Source organism: Streptomyces mabaensis, assembly GCF_053763515.1.
On record NZ_JBSOPZ010000011.1, the window covers coordinates 177,045 to 199,007 of the forward strand.

The following is a 21,963-nucleotide window of genomic DNA, read 5'->3' on the forward strand; positions in this document are numbered from 1 at the left end:
GGAGCCATGCCTATCGAGCGCACACACAGGAGTCGCACCACCATGACCGCACACCGTTCCCTGATCCGCCGTGCCGCCGCCGCCGCGGCCGCGGCCACCTTCGCCGTCGTACTCACCGCGTGCGGCGGCGCCAACGACAGCTCCGCCGGCCACCACGGCAGCGGGTCGGCCTCCGCCCCGGAGGGCGAGCGGCAGGGCGAGCAGAACGCCGCCGACGTCGCCTTCGCGACGGGGATGATCCCGCACCACCGGCAGGCGGTCGAGATGGCCGGGCTGGCGGAGACCCGGGCCCTGTCCGCCGAGGTCAGGAAGCTCGCCGGGGAGATCAAGAAGGCACAGGACCCGGAGATCAAGACGCTGTCCGGCTGGCTGACGTCCTGGGGCGAGGAGGTCCCCGCGGAGGACGAGGGCGGCCAGCACGCCGGGCACTCCACGTCCGGGATGATGACGCCCGAGGAGATGGACACGCTGGAGAAGTCGTCCGGCAAGGTGTTCGACACCGCGTTCCTGGAGCTGATGGTCAAGCACCACCAAGGCGCGGTGGAGATGGCCAAGACCGAGCAGACCGACGGTGCCTACCGGCCGGCCAAGGACATGGCCGGTGACATCGTCACCTCGCAGAGCGCCGAGATCGAGCGTATGAACAGGCTGCTCGGCAAGAGCTGACCGCACGCGCCGCGGGCGGGGGCGGTCGCCGGCCGCCCCCGCCCGCAGTGATCACCTTCTGTGCTGTGCCGGGCTGTCCCGACGGGCCCACACTGGTAGGCGTGAGGGAGAACGTCATGGACCACACCGGGCACGGCGGTCGCGCGGCCGGAGGCGCCTCCTGGGGTACCGCCGCGCAGGCGACGGCCCACTGCCTCACCGGCTGCGCGATCGGCGAGATCCTCGGCATGGTCATCGGTACCGCCCTGCGCTGGGGCAACGCCCCCACCATGGCGCTGGCGATCGCGCTGGCGTTCCTCTTCGGCTATTCGTTCACCATGTTCGCGGTACGCAAGGCGGGCCTCGGCCTGAGGGCCGCCATCCGCACCGCGCTGGCCGCCGACACCGTCTCCATCGCCGTGATGGAGACGGTGGACAACCTGATCATCGCCCTCACCCCCGGCGCGCTGGACGCCCATCTGTCCGACGGGCTGTTCTGGGCCGCGCTCCTCGGCGGCTTCGCCGTCGCCTTCGTGATCACCACGCCGCTGAACAAGTGGATGATCGGCCGCGGCAAGGGCCACGCCGTCGTGCACGCCTACCACTGAGCGCTCCCGGGGGGCTACAGGGGAGGCAGGATCCCGAGCTGCCCCAGCACCCCGGCGAGATCCCAGTACAGCGCCTCGTGCTGGATGCGGCCGTCCTCGGAGAACCGGTAGACGGTGACCCCGCGCATGGAGAAGCGCTTCCCCGCGCCGAGGGCGGCGATCTGCGAGGGGAGGCCGTCCATGCTGCCGTGCAGCGTCCCGGACATCGTCCACTGGCAGGTGCCGACGTGCTCGTCCGCGAAGAGGGACTGCACCTCCATCCGGGTGTCCGGAATGGCCTTCAGCCATGAGCGCACGCCCGCCTCCAGCCCGGCCTGCCCCTTCCAGACCGAGTTCAGCGGTATGTCCTCCGACACGGCATCGGGGGCGTAACACGACAGCCAGGTGTCCGCGTCGCCTTCACTGATCGCGGACAGGCAGGTACGGACGAGTGCTTCATGGGGATGCATGCGAACTCCGGAGGATGGAGGAGAGTGTGCGGTCGAGGATGTCGGGAACGTTCCTGGCCTTGAGATGGCGGGCGTCGGCCTCCGCGGCCGCGGCGTGGAGCAGGCTGTAGAAGGTGGTCACCAGCCAGCCCAGCGGAAGGTCGGAGCGGAACACCCCCTCCTCCTGGCCGCGCAGCAGGATGCGCTCCACCCGTCCGAGGACCTTCTCGTGATGCGTGCGGCGGCGGGCCGGCGCGATGACGCCGTCGGAGGCGGAAAGGAGGAACGCGTGCCGTTCCAGGATCCGCCAGCTCGACCGGACCAGGCGCGAGAACGCCTCGTCCGCCGGCCCCTCGTCCAGCCGCTGTCCCTGAAGGACCGCGTCCGCCTGTTCGACGGAGTGGGCGAGGACGGCGTCCAGCAGCGCCTCGCGGGACGGGAAGTGCGCGTAGAGGGTGACCCGGCTGACGCCGGCCGTACTGGCCACCGCCGTCATGCTCACGTTGGGGTCCTGAGCAAAGCAGTCGAGGGCGGCGGCCACGATGGCCGTGATGCTGCGTTCCGCGTCGGCTCGGCGGCGTGGTTCGTCCCGGTCGCCGGCGGAGCGGCGTACTTTCTGATGCGGCGTGGGCATGGTGGGAGCGTATTTCACCTCCTTCGCGCCGTGCCACGCTGACGGGGGTGCAGCGTGGCACGACGCACGTCGGGCTGGTCCGGTCAGGCCGGTCAGGTTCGGGAGTGCGTCGTTCGTACCGTCAGGGGCGGGTGCTCACCCCGGACGGCTGGTGCGGAACGCTGTCGGGCCTGGGTGTTTCAGCAGGGGGAAGGCCGCCTCCCTTGCCCTTGGGGAAGAGGAACAGCGCCACGAGGATGCCCGCGGCGGCGACAGCGGCACCGGTGAGCATGGAGGGCGCCATACCGGAGACGTACGCGGATCGCGCGGCCGCCGCGAGGGCCTGGCCGGCCTGCTCGGGCAGCTGCCCGGCGACGGCGAGCGCGGCTCCCACCGAATCACCGGCCGTGTTCAGGGCCGAGTCCGGCAGGCCGGCCGCGGCCGCGCTCTCCTTGATGTCGTCGCGGTATGTGCCGGACAAAAGACTTCCGAGTACCGCGACACCCAGCGCCGAACCGAGCTGCACGGCCGCGCTGTTGGTGGCGGAGCCGACCCCGAGGTCGTCCTCCGGGAGTGACCCGACGATGGCGTCGCTGGTCGGGCCGATGATGAAGCCGGCACCACAGCCCAGGAAGAGCATGGCGGCCAGCACCCGGCCGTAGCCGTCGCCGTCCTCGGTGGTGGCGAGCAGCAGCAGGGAGACCACGGCGAACGCGAGTCCCAGGGCAGCCAGCCAACGCGTGCCGACATGCTGGCCGAGGAAGGACGCGAGCGGTGCGGCGATCAGGATGACGAGCGCGGTGGGCGCGATCCGCAGGCCCGTCTCGCCGGCGTCGTAGCCGAGGACGAACTGCAGGTACTGGACGAGCACGAAGAGCGCCCCGAGCAGGGACAGCAGGCCGAGGAAGACCAGGATGTTGCCGACGGCCAGGCGCCGGTGGGCGAAGATGCCCAGCGGAAGCATCGGTTCCCGCGCGGTGCGTTCGCGGACGAGGAAGGCGGCCAGCAGGGCTGCCGCGGCGGCGAAGCCGAGCAGTACCGGCAGGCTGGTCCAGCCCTTGACCGGACCCTCGATGATCGCCCACAGCAGGGTGCCGATACCGAGGACCGAGAGCGCGGCACCGGCCAGGTCGAGTCGCCGGGCCACGGCGGCGCGGGAGTTCGGCACGATCTTGAGAGTCACCGCGAGGGCCAGGATGCCGATGGGGACGTTGATGAGGAAGACGGAGCCCCACCAGAACTCACCGAGCAGCCAGCCGCCGACCAGCGGTCCCATGGCCAGGCCGACGCCGATCATCGCCGACCACAGGCCGATCGCCTTCATTCGCTCGGCCGGGTCGGTGAAGACGGTGCCGATGATGGACAGCGTCGCCGGCATGATCAGTGCCTCGCCGATGCCCATGACGCCCCGGGCGGCCATGAGGGACGCGGTGGTCTCCGAGAAGGCGGCGACCGCGGAGGCGGCCGTGAAGAGGATCAGTCCGGTGAGGAAGACGGGTTTGCGGCCGAACCGGTCCGCGAGGCTTCCGGCGAAGAGCATCAGACCGGCTGCCATGAGGCTGTAGATGTCCACCAGCCACTGCAGCTCACTGGTGGAGGCGCCGAGTTCGTCGACCAACGTGGGCAGAGCCACGTTGAGGACGGTGACGTCGAGACCGACGATCAGGAGGCTCAGGCAGAGGACCGCCAGGATGGGCCAGCGCAGCGGATGGCCTTCCCCGCCTGGTGCGGTGACGGATGGGGAGGGGGACGGTGCGGGCACGGACGTACTCCTTAAGTTGAACACTGCTGTTCGGGTTCAGGGTAGTGCCGAGCCCTGTATAAGTCGAACAGTGCTGTAAAAGAAGTCCGGTCCGGGTCAGTGGTCCGCGGCGGGCACCAGCGTGCGCGAGATGCTGCGCAGCTTCTCGCAGGTCTCCTCGAACTCCCGCTCCGGGGTGGACTGTCCGACGATTCCGGCGCCCGCCCTGAGCCAGGTCCGGCCGTGTTGCCGGAAGACCGTGCGGAGCACGAGAGCGGCGTCCAGGAAGCCGTCGCTGCCGACGGTCAGCACCGCGCCGCTGTAGAGACCGCGCGGCCCCGGCTCAAGGCTGCGGATGGTCCGGTAGGCGGCGCCCTTGGGCACGCCGGAGGCGGTGACCGCGGGGAAGACGGCCGCGAGCGCGGGCCAGGGCCCCCGGTCGCCCCGCCGCAGTTCCCCGCTCACCCGGGACGCGATGTGCTGCACGCTGCCGCGTTCCTTGATGGTCATGAACTCGTCGGCCCGCACCGATCCCTCACGACACACCGTCGACATCTCCTCCCAGGCGACCTGGACCGATATCGCGTGCTCGTAGATCTCCTTGGCGTCACTGAGCAACTCCGCCCGGCGCGCGGCGTCTTCGGCCCGGTCCCCGCTCAGCGCCCGGGTGCCCGCCAGTGGCTGGGTGGACACCCGGCCGTCCGCCGATACCTCGACGACGGTCTCGGGGCTGAAGCCGACCGCCTCGACGCCGCCGAGGTTCAGCAGGAACGAGCGGGCCGGCGAGTTGGCGGACCGGCCGGCCAGGTAGGTCGCGGGCAGGTCCACCTCCTGCTCCACCGGGACGGTGCGCGACAGGATCACCTTCTGCAAGTCCCCCTGGCGGATGGCCTCGACGGCCCGCTTGACGGAATCGTGGTACGCGTCCCCGGCCCGCTCCCGCAGATCGACGCGCAGCGCGGCCGGACCCCCGGGTCCGGTGTCCGTCGAGTGGGCGGCCAGCAGGGCGTGCACCGCGTCCTCGTCGTCCGGACTTCCGCACCGCACCTCCGCGCCGTCGGCCGACAGGTGGACCTCGGTCTCGGGGATCACCAGGTGTATGAGCGGCTCCTCGCCCAGCTCCGCCACGTCCCCCGCCAAGGCGTACGACAGCTCGAACGCGGCCCAGCCGTAGGCGCGCCAGTCGCCGAACGGAAGCGAGGACAGGGTGCGGTGCACGGCGTCCAGCGGATCCCCGTGCCAGGGCGTGCGGGTGCGGGTGCCGTCGTGGTCGAGGGTCACATGGGACCGGTCGACCACCACGGACGCCCGGGCTCCGCCGGCGTACCACCAGGCGTCGCCCCGTTCGTACACCACGTACTGGTCGTGCGGTCCGGCTTCTGCCAGCCGGGTCGCGGCCTGGGAGGGACTGCCGGAGAACGGGACATGGGTGATCCCGGACGAGACGGTGGTGGTGGACATGGTGCGGTCTCCTTGACGTACGAGGTCGGTGTCTGTCGCGCCGCGCAGGCGCGGGTCAGCTCTCGCGGCTGACGGCTTCGGCCGCGCGCCGGGCGAGGGCGCGTTTGTCGACCTTCCCGACCCCGGTGACGGGCAGGGTGTCGACGAGGCGGACCAGGTCCGGCTTCTTGTACGGCGCGAGGCCGCGCTCTTCGAGGAAGGCGTCGAGGCCGGGTCCGCCGAGTTCGGTGCGCCCCTCCCGCAACACCACCCAGGCGCAGGTGCGTTCGCCGAGGAACTCGTCGGGAACGGGCACCACGGCAGCGTCCAGCACGGCGGGGTGGGCGCGCAGGTGGCCCTCGAGTTCGTCCGAGGAGACCTTGTCACCGCCGCGGTTGACGAGGTCCTTCTTCCGTCCCTCGATGACGATGTCCCCTCCGGGCAGCACGCGCACGAGGTCGCCGGTGCGGTAGAAGCCGTCGTCGGTGAAGGCGGTCCGGTTGTACTCCGGCGCCCGGTAGTAGCCGCGCAGGGTGTACGGCCCGCGGGTGAGAAGCTCGCCGACCGTGCCCGCGGGCACCTCCTCGCCGTCGGCGTCGACCACCCGGATCTCGTCGTCCGGGCTCAGCGGCCGGCCCTGGGTGGTGGCCACGCGCTCCTCGTCGTCACCGGTCCGGGTCATGCTCAGCAGCCCCTCCGCCATGCCGAAGACCTGCTGCAGCTCGCATCCGAGGGCGGACCGGACCTGGCGCGCGACCTCCGGCGAGAGGCGTGCGCCGCCCACCTGGAGCAGGGCCAGGCTGCCGAGATCGTCGGGAGCCCACTCGGCGGCCTGCGACCACAGTGCGGCCAGCGGCGGCACCACGGCCGTCGCGGTCACCCGGTGCCGTTCGACCAGGGGGAAGACGGTGTCCGGGTCGGGGGAGGCGCTCAGCACCACAGTGCCGCCCGCCTGGAGCGTGCCCAGCGCACCCGGGCAGGCGAGCGCGAAGTTGTGGGCGACGGGCAGCGCGGCGAGATAGACGGTGTGCCGGTCGAAGCCGCAGAGTTCCGCACTGGCCCGGACGTTGTAGGCGTAGTCCTCGTGCGTACGCGGGATGAGCTTGGGCAGGCCCGTCGTACCGCCGGAGACCAGGAGGACCGCCGGGTCCTGGGGATCGGGCTCGGTGAGCCGGAGGGCGCCGGGCCGGTCGTGTCCGGTCTTCTCAACATCGGCGAGCGAGATGTGCGGGCCGGCGTCCCCGGTCACCAGCACATGGCGCAGGGTGGGTGTCTGCCGCGCCACCTCCTCGGCGAGGACGCGGTAGTCGAAGCCTGACGTGACGTCGGTGTCCGGCACGACATAGGCCACGGCCCCACTGTGGCCGCACAGGTGAACGGCCTCGCTCCTGCGGTACGCGGGCAGGCCGAGCACCGGTACGGCGCCGATCCGGAGCGCGGCGAAGAGCAGGACGAAGAAGTCCGCGGTGTTGGGCAGCTGGACGACGATCCGGTCCCCGGGCGACAGGCCGAGGTCCACCAGCCCCGCGGCCAAGTGCCCGGCGCGACGGTCCAGTTCGGCGTAGGTCAGCTGCTCGCCCTCCCCGACCAGGGCGGTGGCCGCGCCGTTCGCCCCGGCGTGCTCGGCGAGAAAGTCACCCAGCGGGCGGCCCTGCCAGTAGCCGGCCTTTCGGTACCGCTCCACGGCCTCGGCGGGCCATCGGACCATGTCCACGAAATCTCGCTCTCGTCCCGAAGTGAAGTTGAGGGAAGTATTTATGGCGGATTAACAGCGCTAACACCGCCGTAAAGACTTCCTTGTTCGAAATGGCGAAGGCAATCGGGATCAGGTCACTGTTTGGCAAAATCGAGCGGCTTCCGGACCGAAAGCCGCGGGGGAAAATGCGGATATGTACGCCTACTTCGCTCATGCCGAGGGCGGGTATTGCCCCTTCGGGTACCCACCTGTCGGGCGCGGTGTTTTTGGCGTACGTTCGAATGCGTTGCCGCCGGATTCAGGAGATCGAGGTCGGGGCGGTGGCTTGTTTTCCCTCACTCGTCTTATTCGAACCGCTCGATTCCGGGCATGCTGTGAAAGGGCGACTCCCTTTGGGCAGGTACGGGCTGACGCCGCAGGAGCGGGCGGCGGGCCTCACGCGATCCTGGCTGCGCACACCGCGGCCTCGGCGCCGGCCCGCACTGCGCCTGGTGTGCTTCCCGCCCGTCGGCTGCACGGCACGGTTCTTCCACGCCTGGCCCGACGACCTGACGGACCACGTCGAACTGGCCGCCGTGCAGTACCCGGGACGCGAGGACCGCGTCGGTGAAGCGCCGGCCGGCCGCCTCCAGGAACTGGCACAACCGGTCGCCGAGGCACTGGCCGGAGACGCGGAGGTACCCCTCGTGCTGTTCGGGCACGGCATGGGCGCGGCCGTCGCGTTCGAGACGGCCCGGCTGCTGGCGGGGGCCGAGTCCGCCTCGCCGCGTGCCCTCTTCGTATCGGCCCACCCCGCACCGATGGAGAACGGGCACCGCGAACCCGTGCGGCACGACGACGAACCCGTCGCCGCCCTGCGCCACTTGACCGGGGCGCGCCCGGAGGACCTGCCGCCGGCCACGGTCCATGCCGACATCCGGCTCGCCGAGGGCTACCGCTACCGGCCCGGGCCACCCCTGGACTGCCCCGTGACCGCGCTCGTCGGCACCCGCGACCCCCGGGTCACCGCGCGGCATGCCGAAGGCTGGCGCTTCTGTACGACCGGCCCGTTCACCCTGCGGGCCATGCCGGGCGACCACTTCTACCTCGTGCGGCGCCGCGCGGAGCTGGTGGCCTTCCTGCTCACCAGCCTCGGCGCACGTGACGGACGAGGGGCTGTCCGGCCCGCGACCCGCTGAGCCCCACCCACCCTGCTAGGAGACTTCATCCATGGCGGCTCCCGCCCCCACCGACCTGGACCTCCAGGTCCTCCAGGACGTCCACACGAAGGTCCTTGCCGAGGTCCCGTACAACAGCGCCGCCCAGTACCACGTCCACTACGGAACAGGCACGTCACCCGAGCGCTTCGGCATCGCATGCGCCTGGCAGACCTTCAGCGCCGGCGACCAGGTGGCCCGACGCACCGGCGTCGAGGCCGAGTACCGGGTCGGCGGCCGGCACGTCTGTGCGTTGTACGACGACGGCGAGACCCTCACCGTCCTCGACCCGTACCTGATGCACCGCGCCCCGCTTCGGCTCTCGCGCGGCGACGCGGTCGACGGCGCCGTGCGGACCGACGCCGATGCCTACCCGCTGCGCCGCCGCCCGGACGGCTCACCCGCCCCGTCCACGCTGCGGGCCGTGTGGCGCCCGGACGACGGAGTGCTGAGGCTGCAGTACCTCCGCTACAGCCCACGCCTCGACGAGACGCTCACCCACCGCGCGTACACCATGCGTCCCGAGGAGACCGTGCGCGACCTGCCGGTCCCGGCTTCCGTCGTACGACAGTTGCTGCTGCACCCGGAACAGAACAACCTGTCGCTGCGCGCCGTGCACCCCGTCGACGATGCCCTCACCGAGATCGCCCTGCCCTTCTCGGGACGCCCGCGCGGCGCCCTCGCCGACCGCCGCGCGCTGATCGCCCGGGACAACCAGGGAACCGTGAGCACCTGGGGCGGCGCAGCCTTCGACCGTGAACTGGAGCGCGTGGCCGATGCCGTGCGGGCCACCCCCCAGGAGGTGGCCGACCACCTGGTCGAGGCCGCCGCGCTCTACGACGCGGCCGCACCGGCCGGCCTCGTGGTGCCCGCGTACTCGGTGGAGGACGCGTGACGGCCGGCCGCCCGCGCTCGTACTTCCTGGCCGGCGTCATGCAGGGCGCCCGGTCCGGTGCCCGGCTCGCCGATCAGGGCTACCGCGACAGGCTGCGGCGCAGCATCCTGGAGCGCCATCCGGACGCCGTGGTGCACGACCCCCATGCGCTGATGCAGGCATGGATCGGCGAACACGAACAGGCCATCAGGCACGGGCACGCCGCACTCGCGGACGCACCCGAGGTGTACCGGGCCGGCCACGGCCCGGCGGTATCGGCGCTCATCGACACCTTCCACCGGCTGACCCGGGTGGCTGCCGAGAGCGACGTGTGCGTGGCCTGGCTCCCGGATCACGAGCCCAGCATGGGCACCGCGGCCGAGATGCTCAGCGCCCACCGCGCCGGCACCACCGTGGTCGCCATCAGCGAGATGCGGCAGAACCTGGCCGTCCTCGCCTGCTCCGACGTCATCCTCCCCGACCTCGCGGCGTTCGAACGCTGGCTGAGGGCGGAGGACGGCACCGCTGAGCCCGCTGCCCTTCCCGCCGCACAGAACCACAGGAGAGCCCTGCCGTGACGACCACCGTGGACCCGAACCCGCAGCTGGAGAGCCGCAGCGGGAAGTTCTTCGCCCGCTACTACGACGCGATGACGCAACGGGCGGAGGAGAAGTGGGGCCGGCCGCTGCGCACGCTCATGTTCGGTGAGCTGACCGGACGGATCCTGGAAGTCGGCGCGGGCTCCGGTGCCAACCTGCCCTACTACGCCAAGGCGGACTCGCTGGTCGCCGTCGAGCCGGCGAGCGAGATGCGCAAGCAGCTCGTCCGGCGCGCAGAGGAGGTGCCGCTCGACGTGGAGGTGGTGGACGCCTGGGCGGAACGGCTGCCTCTGCCGGACGACACCTTCGACACGGCGGTGTGCACGCTCGTGCTCTGCACCGTCGTCGACCTGCCCGCCGCGCTGGACGAGATCCGGCGCGTGCTCAAGCCGTCGGGCCGGCTGATCTTCTTCGAGCACGTCAGGTCACCGGGCGTGGTCGGCCTGGTCCAGGACGTGCTGGCTCCGCTGTGGCGCCGGGTGGCCGGCGGGTGCAACGCCAACCGGCGCCTGCTCACCGCGCTGCGCGACGCCGGGTACCGGGTGGAGATCCACGAGATCGTGCGTCCCTGGCCGCGCTATCCCACCAACACCCCGTACGTGCGGGGCAGCTCCGTGCCGCTGCCCCGGCCGGCCGGCCGCGACTGATCGGAAGCAACGTGTCTGTGAACACCTCGCCCGAGCCGCTCGGGCTGGCCGCGGCGGTGCCCGAGGCGGCGCGCCGCCATCCGGACCGTACGGCCATGACCTTCATCGACTACTCGGCCGACCGTGCGGGCGTCGCTCATGATGTGACATACCGTCAACTGCATTCCAGGGCACGGGCCGTGGCCGGGACGCTGAGCCCGGTCGCGGCGCCGGGCGACCGGGTCGCGATCCTGTGCCCGCACGGCGCGGACTATGTCGCCGCGCTGCTCGGCTGCCTCTACACCGGCGTGCTCGCCGTGCCGCTCTACGCGCCGGAGGCGTTCCGTACCGACGAACGGCTGCGGCTCGCCATGGCCGACTGCGCGCCGAGCGTGGTCCTCACCACCACGCCGTACCGGGAGTCGGTGCGACAACTCCTGGACGATGCACCGGAGTTGGGGCAGCCCGCGGTCGTCCGCGTCGACGCACTGGATCCGGCGCTGGGCCGCAAGGTCCTGCTGCCCGTCGTGGAGCGGCCGGACGACGTCGCGTACCTGCAGTACACCTCCGGGTCCACCCGCGCCCCGGCCGGTGTCGAGGTCACCCATCGCAACCTCGCGGTCGGAGCTGCCCAGTTGCGCGACGGACTCGGCATCGGCGAGGACGCGCGGATCGCCGGATGGCTGCCGTTCTTCCACGACATGGGCCTGCTGCTGATGATCGCCGTGCCGCTGATCAACCGCACGCCCGTGGTTCTCACGGCGCCGTTCTCCTTCATCCAGCAGCCCGTCCGCTGGCTGCGCGCGATCAGCGAACACCGGGCCACGCACACGGTGTCGCCCAACTTCGGACTCGACCTCTGCGCCGACCGGATCTCCGAGCGCGCCCGCGAGGGACTCGACCTGTCATCGCTGCGCGTCCTGGTCAACGGCTCGGAGCCGGTGCGCGCGGCGACCCTCGACCGGTTCACCGCCGAGTTCGGCGCGTACGGCTTCCGGCACGAGACACACTCTCCCGGCTACGGCCTGGCCGAAGCCACGCTCGCCGTCACCCTCGGCGGGCCGAAGGCCGCCCGCGTGCTCACGCTGGACCGGGCCGAACTGGCCCGGGACCGGGTGCGTGTGCTGCCCGACGGCGCCACCGACGGCTACCGCGTGGTGGCCTGCGGGGCCCCGGCCGGCCAAGAGGTACGCATCGTCGACCCGGTCACCGCCCGGCCCGGGGCCGAGGACGCCGCCGGTGAGGTGTGGGTGCGCGGGGCGAACGTGTGCGCCGGCTACTGGAACCGCCCGGAACGCACCGCCGAGGTCTTCGGCGCGGAACTGCCCGGCACGGAAGGCGACGGCCCCTGGCTGCGCACCGGGGACCTGGGCTTCCTCCACGGCGGCGAGCTGTATCTGACAGGCCGGCTGAAGGACCTCATCGTCGTCGACGGCCGCAACCACTATGCCGCCGACCTCGAACTGACCGTGCAGGAAGCCGACCCCGCGGTGCGCCGGGGCCATGTCGCCGCCTTCCCGGTCGGGCTGCTCGGCGAGAACGGCGAACGGGCGGTCGTCGTGGCCGAACTCGAACGGCGCCGTGACGCTGCGGAACTGGACGCGGTCCGCACCGCGATCCGCTCCTCGGTCCTGGCCAGGCACTCGCTCGACGTCCAGGACGTGGTGCTGGTCCGGCGCGGTGCCCTGCCCAGGACGACCAGCGGAAAGATCCGGCGCGCGGCATGCCGCGAGCTCCATCTCGCCGGTGATCTGACCACTGCGGCGACGGACGGCGTGGGGGTCCGGTGAGCGAGGAACTGCACCGGCTGCTTGTCGGGCGGGCCGCCCGGCGCGGCGGGATTCCCGAGAACCGTGTCGATGCGGACCTCCCGTTCGAGGCGTACGGCTTCACCTCCCGCGACGCGGTGGCCCTGTCGGGCGAGCTGGAGGAGCTCCTCGACCGGACGGTGTCGCCGACCGCGCTGTGGGAGCACCCCACGATCCGGCAGCTGACCGCCTTCCTGACCGGCGGGTCACCGGCGCCGCGTACGTCTGCGGTGCCCGTGGCCGGCCCGGTGCCCGTGGCGGGTCAAGGGACCACGGGCGCCCAGGACGTCGCGATCGTCGGACTCGGCTGCCGGCTGCCCGGCGGAACCGGCTCACCGGACGCGTTCTGGGAGTTGCTGCGCTCCGGAGGCGACGCCGTCGGGGCGGTTCCCGCCGGACGCTGGGACACCTACCGCCAGGCGTCTCCCGGTCACGCCGCCGCCGTCGACCGGGTGAACCGGCACGGAGCCTTCCTCGACGACGTGGACGGGTTCGACGCCGAGTTCTTCGGGATCTCCCCGGCGGAGGCCGCCCAGATGGACCCGCAGCAGCGGATCCTGCTGGAGGTCGCCTGGGAGGCTCTGGAGCACGCGGGCGTACCGGTCGACCGGCTGGCCACCACCCGTACCGGTGTGTACGTGGGCGCGTGCGCCGACGACCACGGGCGGGCCGTTCTCGAGGATCTGCCGTCGATCAACGCGCGCACCGGCACCGGCGCGGCCATGAGCATCCTCGCCAACCGGCTGTCGTACGCGCTCGATCTGCGCGGCCCCAGCCTGACCGTCGACACCGCCTGCTCCTCCTCACTCGTGGCGCTGCACCTCGCGCGGCTCGGACTGCTCGCCGGGGAGTGCGACACCGCCCTGGTCGGCGGCGTGAATCTGCTGCTCTCGCCCGGTGTGACCATCAACTTCACGGAGAGCGGGGTGCTCTCGCCCGACGGCCGGTGCAAGCCCTTCTCCAAGGCGGCGAACGGCTACGTACGAGGCGAGGGGTGCCTGGTCGTGGTGCTGCGCCGGCTCGACGACGCGGTGAGCGACGGCGACCGGATCCTCGCCGTGCTGCGCGCGACCGGCACCAACCAGGACGGCCGGTCCAACGGCCTGATGGCACCGAACCCGGCCGCCCAGGAGGCGCTGATCCGCGAGGTGTGGGAGGGCTCCGGACTCGACCCCGCCGAGGCGGACTACGTGGAGGCGCACGGCACCGGCACCGCGCTGGGCGACCCCATCGAGGCCTCCGCCCTCGGCGCGGCCCTGGGCCGCGGCAGACCCGCCGGAGCCCCGCTGCATATCGGATCGGTCAAGTCCAACCTGGGCCATCTGGAAGGGGCGGCCGGCCTGGCGGGTCTCGCCAAATGCGTGCTGGCCCTGCATCACGGACTCATCCCGGCCACGCTGCACCACGCCGCGCCCAACCCGCGTATTCCGTTCGGCGAGCTGGGCCTCACCGTGGCGGACCGACCGGTCGCATGGCCGCGCGGCGACCGCCCGCGCACCGCAGGAGTCAGCTCCTTCGGATTCGGCGGGACCAACGCCCACGCGGTGCTCGTCGAAGCGCCCGCGCCCGAGCCCGACCACGTGACGATCACCGAGTGAGAGTGGACTACCGGACATGAAGCACGGGGAAATGCACTTCGCGCTCTCCGCCCGCACCCCCGCGGCGCTGCGCGCGAACGCCGCGCGGCTCGCCGGCTGGCTGACCGCCCAAGGCGCCGGTACCCCGCTCGCCGACGTGGCGCACACCCTCGCACGGCGCCGCGCCCATCTCACCGAGCGCCTGGTCGTCCGTGCCGCCGACCGCGAGACGCTCGCCCGGGTCCTGCGCACCGTCGGGGAGGGCGGGGAGCCCGGCCCTCTCGCGGTACGCGGCAGTGTGCCAGACGCGAAGAGCGGGCAACCGGTGTTCGTCTTCTCCGGTCACGGCTCGCAGTGGGACGGCATGGGCGCCCAACTCCTCGCGGAGGAAGCGGGCTTCGCCGCGGTCATCGACAGGCTGGAGCCGGTCGTACGGGACGAGAGCGGCCTCTGTCTGCGCGCGCTCCTCACCGAGGACGGTCTGGCCGCCTCCGGAATGGACCGGGTACAGCCGGCCGTCTACGCCATGCAGATCGGTCTCGCCGAGCTGTGGCGTGACCTCGGTATCCGTCCCGGCGCCGTGATCGGCCACTCGCTGGGCGAAGTCGCCGCGGCGGTGACCGCGGGCGCGCTCTCGCCCGAGGACGGAGCACGCATCGTCTGCCGCCGCTCGCGGCTGATGGAGGAGCGGCTTGCCGGGACCGGCGCCACCGCGCTGGTGGGGATGAACGCCGCCGAGGTGCGCCGGCGCCTGGCCGGCTGGCCCGGTGTCTCCGTCGCCGTGCACTCCTCCCCCCGCGCCTGCGTGGTGGCGGGCCTGCCGGCGGCCGTGGAGGAGTTCGTCGCCGAATGCCGGGAGCAGGAGCTGCTCGCCCGGCTGGTGCCCGGCGTACGGATCGGGGCGCACAGTCCACTGGTCGATCCACTGCTCGGCGAGGTCCGTGCCGCGCTCGCCGACGTGCGGCCCGGCTCCCTGGAACTCCCGTACTACAGCTGCACGCTCGACGACCCGCTCGGTCGCCCGGCACTGGACGCCGACTACTGGGCGGTGAGCCTGCGCCGCCCCGTCCGGCTGACGGAGGCGGTACGAGCGGCGGCGCACGACGGGCGGTGCGTCTTCCTGGAGGTCTCGCCGCACCCCGTCGTCGCCCAGTCGGTCCTGGAGACCGTCATGGAGACGGACGGCGCGTACCTGGGCCGCAGTACGGTGCTGGGCACCCTCGGCCGGGGCGCGGCGAGCGACGGCGCGATCGCGGACACCCTGGCGGCCCTGCACTGTGCGGGCGTCGACCTTCCCCGCGAGGCGGTGCCCGCCGGACAGCCGGCCGAACTCCCCACCTACGCCTGGCAGCACCAGAGTTTCCCCCGGCCGGAACGTACACCCGTCGACTCTCCCGCCCATCCGCTGCTCGGCCACCGGGTCACGCTGCCCGGCACCCCGGTCCGGCACGTGTGGCAGAACCGGGTGGACGTCGACCGGCTCCCGTGGCTCGGCGACCACCGGGTGCACGGCAGCGCGGTACTGGCCGGCACGGCGTACGCGGAACTGGCCCTGGCCGCCGCCTGCGAGGCGTTCGGCACCACGCCGGATCGGGCGGAGGCCGCCGACCTGGTCCTCGCCCGGATGCTGCCGCTGTCGGAGACCGCCACCCTCACCACGACCCTGGAGGAGGACGCCGCCGGCGCCGGTGGCACGGTCACCGTCGTCGCCGGGTCCGGGGCCGCCACGACGGTGCTGGCCACCGCCGTGGTGTCCGTCGGGCCGGCTGCGACACCGGCCGGTCTCGACCTCGGAGCCGACTCCTTGGATGACTTCGAGCCCGGCTCCGAGCCCGGCCTCGTGGGCGTACCGCACGACCCGCAGGACATCTACGCGGCCCTGCGCGCCCTTGGCCAGGAACACGGACCCGCCTTCGCGTCCGTCACGGAGGTGCGGGTGGCCGGGGACCGGGCCGTCAGCCGGGTGCGTCCTCCCGCCGCGCTGCCGCCGGACGGCCGGTTCCTGCTGCATCCGGCTCTGCTGGACGCATGCCTGCACGGACTGGCCGCGCTGCTGCCGGACGGCACGGAGGGCACCTACCTGCCGACCGGCATGGAGCGGCTGCGCCTCTTCGGCCGGCCACCGGGACCGTCGCTGGTCTCCCTGGCCCGGCTGCGCCCCGGCACGGAGCGCGGCGCACTCTCGGCCGACGTACGGGTCACGGACGACGCGGGGCTGCCGGTCGCCGAACTGACCGGTGTGCGGCTCAGTCCGGTCGGCGCGCAGGAGCTGCCGCTGGATGTCACGCCCCTGCTGCACCGGCTGCGCTGGGAGCCCGTACCGGCACCGGAGCCGCGACGGGGCGACGGACAACGGCTCCTCGTCGTCGGCGGCTGCCCGGGAGACGCCCGCCGGACGGCGCTCGTCGACGCCCTGTCGGAGGCCGGCGTCTCCTGCGAGAGCGTCGGCCGGGACGAGCCGTGGAACGGCCACCGCCGGCCGAGTGGTGTGGTCCTGGTGGCCTGGGAAGGTCCGGTCGAGCCCGCGGACGTGGCGGAATGCGCCGAGCGGCGCGTGCGGGCGGTGCTGCGGCTCGTCTCCGGGCTGCTGCGTACCTACGACGAGGCGGGGACACCGCCGCCCCCGCTGACGATTCTGACCGTACGGGCGCAGCACTGCGGCGACGGGGCGCCGGACCCCGGGCAGGCCGCCCTGCGGGGGGTGGTGCGCACGCTGCGCATGGAACGCCCCGGACTCCTCGCGCGGCTGGTGGACCTGGACGACTCCGGTGTTCCGCCGGCCGCCGAGATTCTCGCGACGGACGGCCCCGACGAGGTGGCCTGGCGGGACGGGGTGCGGCATGTGGCCAGGCTCGTCGCCGAGGCACCGGCGGCACCCCGGCGCGAGCGGGTCGTGGTACGTCCCGGGGGCGGCTACCTCGTCAGCGGAGGCACCCGCGGGCTGGGACTGGCCACCGCGCGCCGGCTCGCCGAACTCGGCGCGGGAGCCGTCGTCCTGGGCGGCCGGGGAGTGCCCGGCCCGGAAGCGGCGGAGGAACTGGCGGGCATACGGGCGCTGGGCACCCGTGTCGAACTGGTCACCGGTGACGTGTCCCGGCCCGGCACCGCCGAGCGCATGACGGAGGTCCTGGCCGGCACGGGGGCGCGGCTGTGCGGGGTGGTGCACACGGCCGCGGTACTGGAGGACGCGCTGGTGACCGACGCCGACCCCGGGCGGCTCCACCGCGTCTGGGCACCGAAGGCGACGGGGGCCTGGCGGCTGCACGAAGCGACGGCGGACACCGCGCTCGACTGGTGGATCGGTTACTCCTCGCTGGCCTCGCTCGTGGGCTCACCGGGCCAGGCCGAGTACGCGGCGGCCAACGCCTTCCTCGACGGGGTGGTGGCGCTGCGGCGGTCCGCGGGACTGCCCGCGCTCACGGTCAACTGGGGCCCCTGGGGCGAGATCGGCGCCGTGCGCGGCCGGACGATACCCGGCGTGGGCACGCTGACCGCCCGGGAGGGCTTCGGGGCGCTGGAGATGCTCCTCGCCCGTGGCGCGGGGCAGGGCGGTGTGGCCCGGCTGGTGCCCGGCGAGTTCGCCGGCGCCCACCCGTCGGTCCGTACCTCCTCCTTCTTCTCGACGCTGGTCGGCTCGCAGTCGCAGGAGCGGGACGGCGGTTTCGACCGGGCGGCGCTGGACGGCATGACGGCCGAGGCGCGCAGCGGGATCGTGAGGGCCAGAACCCTGCTGAGCGTGGGCCGGGTGCTCGGCTTCGCGGACCCGGGGGCGGTCGCGGACCGCCCGCTGGTCCAACTGGGGCTGGATTCGCTGGCCGCCGTACGGATCAAGAACGCACTGCACGAGGACTTCGCGGTGGACATCCCGGTGGCCCGGCTGCTTCAGGGCACCAGCGCGGCGGAGCTGGCGGAGCAGGTGGCGCTCGCGCTCACCGACGGCGACGGGCCGGGTCCGGTCGCGACCGCCGCGGTGCGTGACGCGGCGCGCCGCGGGGCCACCCGTACCCGTACCGCACGGCCCCGGCGACTCGGCGCGCAGGGGAGGAACTCATGACGGGCGACGCAGGCGTGGACGGGCCCGGCGAGGCGGTGGCGGTCGTCGGTCTCGCCGGCCGGTTCCCGCAAGCCCGGGACACCGGCGAGTTCTGGACCAACCTGTGCACCGGCCGGGACTGCCTCGAAGACCTCGACGAGGAGGAACTGCTCGGCTCCGGCGTTCCGCGATCGGTTCTGGAGCACCCCGGTTACGTCCGCAGGGCCGCGGTCGTCGACGGATACCAGGACTTCGACGCGGAGTTCTTCGGGCTGCCGCCCGGCACGGCGGCGGCGATGGACCCGCAGCAGCGGCTGTTCCTGGAGAGCTGCTGGCACGCCCTGGAGGACGCGGGACACGACCCGGCCCGCCGGGAGGGCGTGGTCGGGGTGTTCGGCGCACCCTCGTTCAGCGGCTACTTCGGCTACAACCTGCTGTCGCACCGGGATCCGAGGGAGTTCCTCGGCGCGGGTACGTCCACCGCCCTGATTCACGCCCTGACGCTGACCGACCCCAACTTCTTCGCCACCCGGGTCGCCCACGCCCTGGACCTGCACGGCCCCGCACTGACCGTGCAGACCGCCTGCTCCAGCTCCCTGGTGGCGGTTCACCTGGCCTGCCAGAGCCTGTTGTGCGGCGAGAGCGACCTGGCCCTCGCCGGCGGAATGACGGTGAAGGTGCCGCACCGGGTGGGCTATCTCCACGAACCTCAGTCGATGATGTCCGCCGACGGTTTCTGCCGCCCGTTCGACGCGGCGGCGAACGGCACGGTGTTCGGCAGCGGCGGCGGGGCGGTCGTCCTCAAGCGGCTGTCCGACGCACTGGCCGACGGCGACCGGATCCGGGCCGTCGTGCGGGGCACCGCCGTCAACAACGACGGTTCGCTGAAGATGGGATTCACCGCGCCCAGCGTCGAGATGCAGGCCGCGGTCGTCGCGGAGGCGCTGGCCGTGGCCGGGATCGACCCGCACCGGATCGGATACGTCGAGGCGCACGGCACCGGCACCGCGCTGGGCGATCCCGTCGAGATGGCCGCCCTGCGGCAGGCACTGGACCCCGACGGGAACCGCACGGCGCCCTGCCTCATCGGTTCGGCCAAGGGGAACATCGGCCATCTCGAAGCGGCCTCCGGCGTCGCGGGGCTGATCAAGGCGGTGCTCGCCCTGGAACACCGGACGCTGCCCGCGACGGCCCACTACAAGGAGCCGAACCGCGAACTCGGCCTGGACGGCACGCCGTTCCGCATCGTCGACGGCACCCGGGCGTGGACCGCGCCCTACCCACTGGCCGCCGGCATCAGCTCCCTGGGGGTCGGTGGCACCAACGCCCATGTGGTGGTGACGGAGGCCCCGGCGCCCGCATCCCGCGAAGCGGATCCCGCGCCCGCCGCCGCAGCACCGGTCCTGCTGGTCAGCGCCCGTACGGCCGAGGCCCTGCGGGATGCCCGCCGGCGGCTGGCCGACGCCCTCGGCCCGGACACCGACCTCATGGACGTGGCCCACACCCTGGAGCGCGGCCGCCGGCCCTTCGAGTACCGCACGGCGGTCGCGGCCCGGGATCCCCGGCGGGCGGCGGAGCTGCTGCGCCTGGACCGCACGCCCGCAAGGGCGCCGGGGACCCCGCTCTCGGTCGTGCTGCTCCTGCCGGGGCAGGGCGCCCAGTATCCGGGCATGGGTGCGGGTCTGTACCGCGCGGGCGGCACCTTCCGGCGCGAACTCGACCACTTTGCCGGGGTGTTCGCGGCCGAGACGGGTCAGGACGTACGGGAGGTGCTGTTCGGCGCGGACGAGGCGGCGCTGCGGCGCACCGACGTGGCCCAGCCGGCACTCTTCGCCGTCGAGTACGCGCTGGCCCGCACGCTGGAGGGGCTCGGGGTGCGCGCGGAGGCGCTCGGCGGGCACAGCGTGGGCGAGTTCGCCGCCGCGTGTCTGGCCGGAGTCATGGAACTCGGCGACGCGGTACGGCTGGTGGCGGCGCGCGGCCGGCTGATGCACGGCGCTCCGCCCGGGACGATGCTCGCGATACGGCTGGCGGAGGACCGGGTGCGTGACCTCGTCGCCGGGAGCGGGCTGGAGGTGGCCGCCGTGAACGAGCCGGGGGCGTGTGTGGTGGCCGGGCCGGCCGCCGAGACCGAGAACCTGGCCGCGAGGCTGAGGTCGTCGGGCGTGGAGGTGTCCGTGCTGCGTACCGCGCACGCGTTCCACACGGCGGCGATGGAGGCGGCGGCGGACCGCTTCGCCGACGTCGTCCGTACGGTCCCGCTGGCCGCCCCGAAGGTGCCCCTGGTGTCGAATGTGACCGGTGGCTGGATGACGCCCGCCGAGGCCACCGATCCGGACCGCTGGGCCCTGCAGATGCGCCGCACCGTGCGCTGGTCGGAGTGCGTACGGACGCTGTTGGACGGGCCCGGCCGGGTGGTGGTCGAGACCGGGCCGGGGCGTTCCCTCGGCTCGGCGGCCCGGCGCAGCGACGCCTGGTCACCCGCGCACCGTGCGGTGAGCGCCATGCGGCACGCGGACGAGATGCTGGACGACGGTGAGGCGCTGTCCCGGGCCCTGGGAGTGCTGTGGGAGGCGGGCCTGAATCCCGACTGGGCCGGGACGCGGCACGGCGGGGAGCGCCTGACGTCACTGCCGGGATACCCGTTCCGCCGGGTGCGGCACTGGACGGAGTCCGCGTACGCGGCGACGCTCTCGGCGGAGCCGGCGGCCGGGGTGCCGCAGCAGACCGGCCGGGCCGGTGACGCGACGGCCGTACTGGCCGGGATCTGGTCGGAGGTCCTCGGGGTGGTGCCGGTCCGACCCGACGACGACTTCTTCGACCTTGGCGGCGACTCGATGCTGGCCTCGCGGGTGGCGGCACGGGGCCGGGAGTGCGGCCTGTACTTCTCACCGAAGGACGTCTTCGAGAACCCGACGGTGTCCCGGCTGGCTGCCGCGGTGACTCCCGTCGAATGAACAACTTGAACAACGCTGTTCAGATTTCCCGTCGCGTGCCCTAGGGTAAGTCTGACAGTGTTGTTCAAGTTAAGGAGTTCGGGTGAGCTCGGAGAGTCACACCCACGTCGAGTCGGCCGGGGCGGCGCATCGCCACGCGACGCAGGAGGATCACGGCCATGGACATGGGCACCATGGTGAAACTCCCGCCGGCCCACCGGACCCGCGCCGGTGGATGATCCTGGCGCTGCTGTGCATGGCGCAGTTCATGCTCATCGTCGATGTGACCGTGGTGAACGTCGCGCTCCCCACGATCGGTGACGAGCTCTCGCTCGGGGCCGGCGCACTGACCTGGGTCGTCACCGCCTACACGCTGTTCTTCGGCAGCCTGCTGCTGCTCGGCGGGCGGGTGAGCGACCTGCTCGGCCGCCGACGGATGTTCCTGGTGGGCCTGGCCGTCTTCACGGTCGCCTCGCTGGTGTCCGGGCTGGCGGAGAGCGGCGGTGTCCTGATCACCGCGCGGGCCGCCCAGGGGGTGGGTGCCGCGATCATGTCGCCGGCTGCCATGGCCCTCGTGATGTCGGTGTTCCAGGGCCCGGAGCGCAACCGGGCCCTGGGTGTCTGGGCGGCGATCGGCGGCACGGGCGCCGCCTTCGGTGTCCTGCTCGGCGGAGTGCTGGTGTCGGGCCCGGGCTGGGAGTGGGTGTTCTACGTCAACGTCCCGATCGGCGTCCTGGTGCTGCTGGCCGTCCCGGTCCTGCTGAAGGAGCAGCCGTCCGGACACGGGCACGCACACGCACACGGGCAGGCGCACGCACACGGGCACGGCGAGACACCGTCCGGCGTGGACCTGCCGGGTGCTCTGACGATGACCGCCACCCCCGCTCTGCTCATCTACGGCCTGGTGCAGGCGCGCGAACACGGGTTCGGCGATGTGTCGGCCTGGGTTCCCCTCGTGGGCGCGCTGGTCGGAGCAGTGCTGTTCGTCGTGGCCGAGCGGGCCGCGGCCGCGCCGCTGGTGCGGCTGCCGTTCCTGGCCCGTCGTTCGCTGCTGGGTGGCTGCCTGGTGTCGGCGTACACGTGAACGTCCCCACCCGCGTACGGATGAACGTCCCCAGTTCTTGATGCCTTGAAGGGACACCT

The 21,963-nt window shown here is 72.8% G+C and carries 16 protein-coding genes; 11 read left to right on the forward strand and 5 right to left on the reverse strand.

Going from position 1 to position 21,963, the window contains the following annotated elements:
• Positions 1-42 precede the first annotated feature (42 nt).
• Positions 43-666 (forward strand): DUF305 domain-containing protein, encoded by a 624-nt coding sequence (locus ACWV17_RS12625; protein WP_455359738.1) that lies wholly within the window; start codon positions 43-45, stop codon positions 664-666.
• Between the two features lie 116 nt (positions 667-782).
• Positions 783-1,253, forward strand: a complete 471-nt coding sequence (locus tag ACWV17_RS12630; RefSeq protein ID WP_455359757.1) for a DUF4396 domain-containing protein — start codon at positions 783-785, stop codon at positions 1,251-1,253.
• A 14-nt stretch (positions 1,254-1,267) separates the two neighbouring features.
• Here ACWV17_RS12630 and ACWV17_RS12635 read toward each other — a convergent pair whose 3' ends face one another.
• The 5 genes from ACWV17_RS12635 to ACWV17_RS12655 form a co-directional block, all read right to left on the reverse strand.
• Positions 1,268-1,702: an ester cyclase gene (locus ACWV17_RS12635; RefSeq protein ID WP_455359739.1), complete on the reverse strand. Its 435-nt coding sequence runs from the start codon at positions 1,700-1,702 to the stop codon at positions 1,268-1,270.
• Positions 1,689-2,315 carry a TetR/AcrR family transcriptional regulator gene (locus ACWV17_RS12640; protein ID WP_455353262.1) on the reverse strand — a complete coding sequence of 209 codons (627 nt, stop codon included), beginning with the start codon at positions 2,313-2,315 and terminating at the stop codon, positions 1,689-1,691. Before ACWV17_RS12640 ends, ACWV17_RS12635 begins: the two co-directional genes overlap by 14 nt.
• A 121-nt stretch (positions 2,316-2,436) precedes the next feature.
• On the reverse strand, positions 2,437-4,056 hold the full coding sequence (locus ACWV17_RS12645; protein WP_455359740.1) for a DHA2 family efflux MFS transporter permease subunit: 1,620 nt from the start codon (positions 4,054-4,056) through the stop codon (positions 2,437-2,439).
• Between the two features lie 96 nt (positions 4,057-4,152).
• Positions 4,153-5,496 (reverse strand): salicylate synthase, encoded by a 1,344-nt coding sequence (locus ACWV17_RS12650; RefSeq protein WP_455359741.1) that lies wholly within the window; start codon positions 5,494-5,496, stop codon positions 4,153-4,155.
• Between the two features lie 55 nt (positions 5,497-5,551).
• Positions 5,552-7,183 carry a (2,3-dihydroxybenzoyl)adenylate synthase gene (locus ACWV17_RS12655; protein WP_455359742.1) on the reverse strand — a complete coding sequence of 544 codons (1,632 nt, stop codon included), beginning with the start codon at positions 7,181-7,183 and terminating at the stop codon, positions 5,552-5,554.
• Between the two features lie 380 nt (positions 7,184-7,563).
• Here ACWV17_RS12655 and ACWV17_RS12660 point away from each other — a divergent pair, with 380 nt between their 5' ends.
• The 9 genes from ACWV17_RS12660 (at position 7,564) to ACWV17_RS12700 (ending at position 21,904) form a co-directional block, all read left to right on the forward strand.
• Positions 7,564-8,349: a thioesterase II family protein gene (locus tag ACWV17_RS12660; protein ID WP_455359743.1), complete on the forward strand. Its 786-nt coding sequence runs from the start codon at positions 7,564-7,566 to the stop codon at positions 8,347-8,349.
• A 31-nt stretch (positions 8,350-8,380) separates the two neighbouring features.
• Complete coding sequence (locus ACWV17_RS12665) at positions 8,381-9,262, forward strand: hypothetical protein (RefSeq protein ID WP_455359744.1); 882 nt, start codon at positions 8,381-8,383, stop codon at positions 9,260-9,262.
• Entirely contained in the window at positions 9,259-9,819 is a 561-nt protein-coding gene (locus ACWV17_RS12670) for a hypothetical protein (protein ID WP_455353256.1), read from the forward strand. Before ACWV17_RS12665 ends, ACWV17_RS12670 begins: the two co-directional genes overlap by 4 nt.
• A complete protein-coding gene (locus tag ACWV17_RS12675) occupies positions 9,816-10,487 on the forward strand; it encodes a class I SAM-dependent methyltransferase (protein ID WP_455359745.1) in 672 nt (223 codons plus the stop codon). Before ACWV17_RS12670 ends, ACWV17_RS12675 begins: the two co-directional genes overlap by 4 nt.
• Positions 10,488-10,498: 11 nt before the next feature.
• Positions 10,499-12,256, forward strand: coding sequence for a fatty acyl-AMP ligase (locus ACWV17_RS12680; RefSeq protein WP_455359746.1), 1,758 nt, complete (start codon positions 10,499-10,501; stop codon positions 12,254-12,256).
• Positions 12,253-13,872, forward strand: coding sequence for a type I polyketide synthase (locus ACWV17_RS12685; RefSeq protein WP_455359747.1), 1,620 nt, complete (start codon positions 12,253-12,255; stop codon positions 13,870-13,872). The genes ACWV17_RS12680 and ACWV17_RS12685 overlap by 4 nt, the downstream gene beginning before the upstream one ends.
• A gap of 16 nt (positions 13,873-13,888) precedes the next feature.
• Entirely contained in the window at positions 13,889-17,905 is a 4,017-nt protein-coding gene (locus ACWV17_RS12690) for an SDR family NAD(P)-dependent oxidoreductase (RefSeq protein WP_455359748.1), read from the forward strand.
• On the forward strand, positions 17,902-20,841 hold the full coding sequence (locus tag ACWV17_RS12695; RefSeq protein ID WP_455359749.1) for a type I polyketide synthase: 2,940 nt from the start codon (positions 17,902-17,904) through the stop codon (positions 20,839-20,841). The genes ACWV17_RS12690 and ACWV17_RS12695 overlap by 4 nt, the downstream gene beginning before the upstream one ends.
• Before the next feature lie 82 nt (positions 20,842-20,923).
• Positions 20,924-21,904, forward strand: a complete 981-nt coding sequence (locus tag ACWV17_RS12700) for an MFS transporter (RefSeq protein WP_455359750.1) — start codon at positions 20,924-20,926, stop codon at positions 21,902-21,904.
• The last annotated feature ends 59 nt before the right edge of the window (positions 21,905-21,963 follow it).

Excerpts from the sequence above, each read along its gene's own strand:
- ACWV17_RS12625 (WP_455359738.1), top strand. The coding sequence starts at position 43 with ATGACCGCACACCGTTCCCTGATCCGCCGTGCCGCCGCCGCCGCGGCC.
- ACWV17_RS12630 (WP_455359757.1), top strand. The coding sequence starts at position 783 with ATGGACCACACCGGGCACGGCGGTCGCGCGGCCGGAGGCGCCTCCTGG.
- ACWV17_RS12635 (WP_455359739.1), bottom strand. The coding sequence starts at position 1,702 with ATGCATCCCCATGAAGCACTCGTCCGTACCTGCCTGTCCGCGATCAGT.
- ACWV17_RS12640 (WP_455353262.1), bottom strand. The coding sequence starts at position 2,315 with ATGCCCACGCCGCATCAGAAAGTACGCCGCTCCGCCGGCGACCGGGAC.
- ACWV17_RS12650 (WP_455359741.1), bottom strand. The coding sequence starts at position 5,496 with ATGTCCACCACCACCGTCTCGTCCGGGATCACCCATGTCCCGTTCTCC.
- ACWV17_RS12655 (WP_455359742.1), bottom strand. The coding sequence starts at position 7,183 with ATGGTCCGATGGCCCGCCGAGGCCGTGGAGCGGTACCGAAAGGCCGGC.
- ACWV17_RS12665 (WP_455359744.1), top strand. The coding sequence starts at position 8,381 with ATGGCGGCTCCCGCCCCCACCGACCTGGACCTCCAGGTCCTCCAGGAC.
- ACWV17_RS12690 (WP_455359748.1), top strand. The coding sequence starts at position 13,889 with ATGAAGCACGGGGAAATGCACTTCGCGCTCTCCGCCCGCACCCCCGCG.
- ACWV17_RS12695 (WP_455359749.1), top strand. The coding sequence starts at position 17,902 with ATGACGGGCGACGCAGGCGTGGACGGGCCCGGCGAGGCGGTGGCGGTC.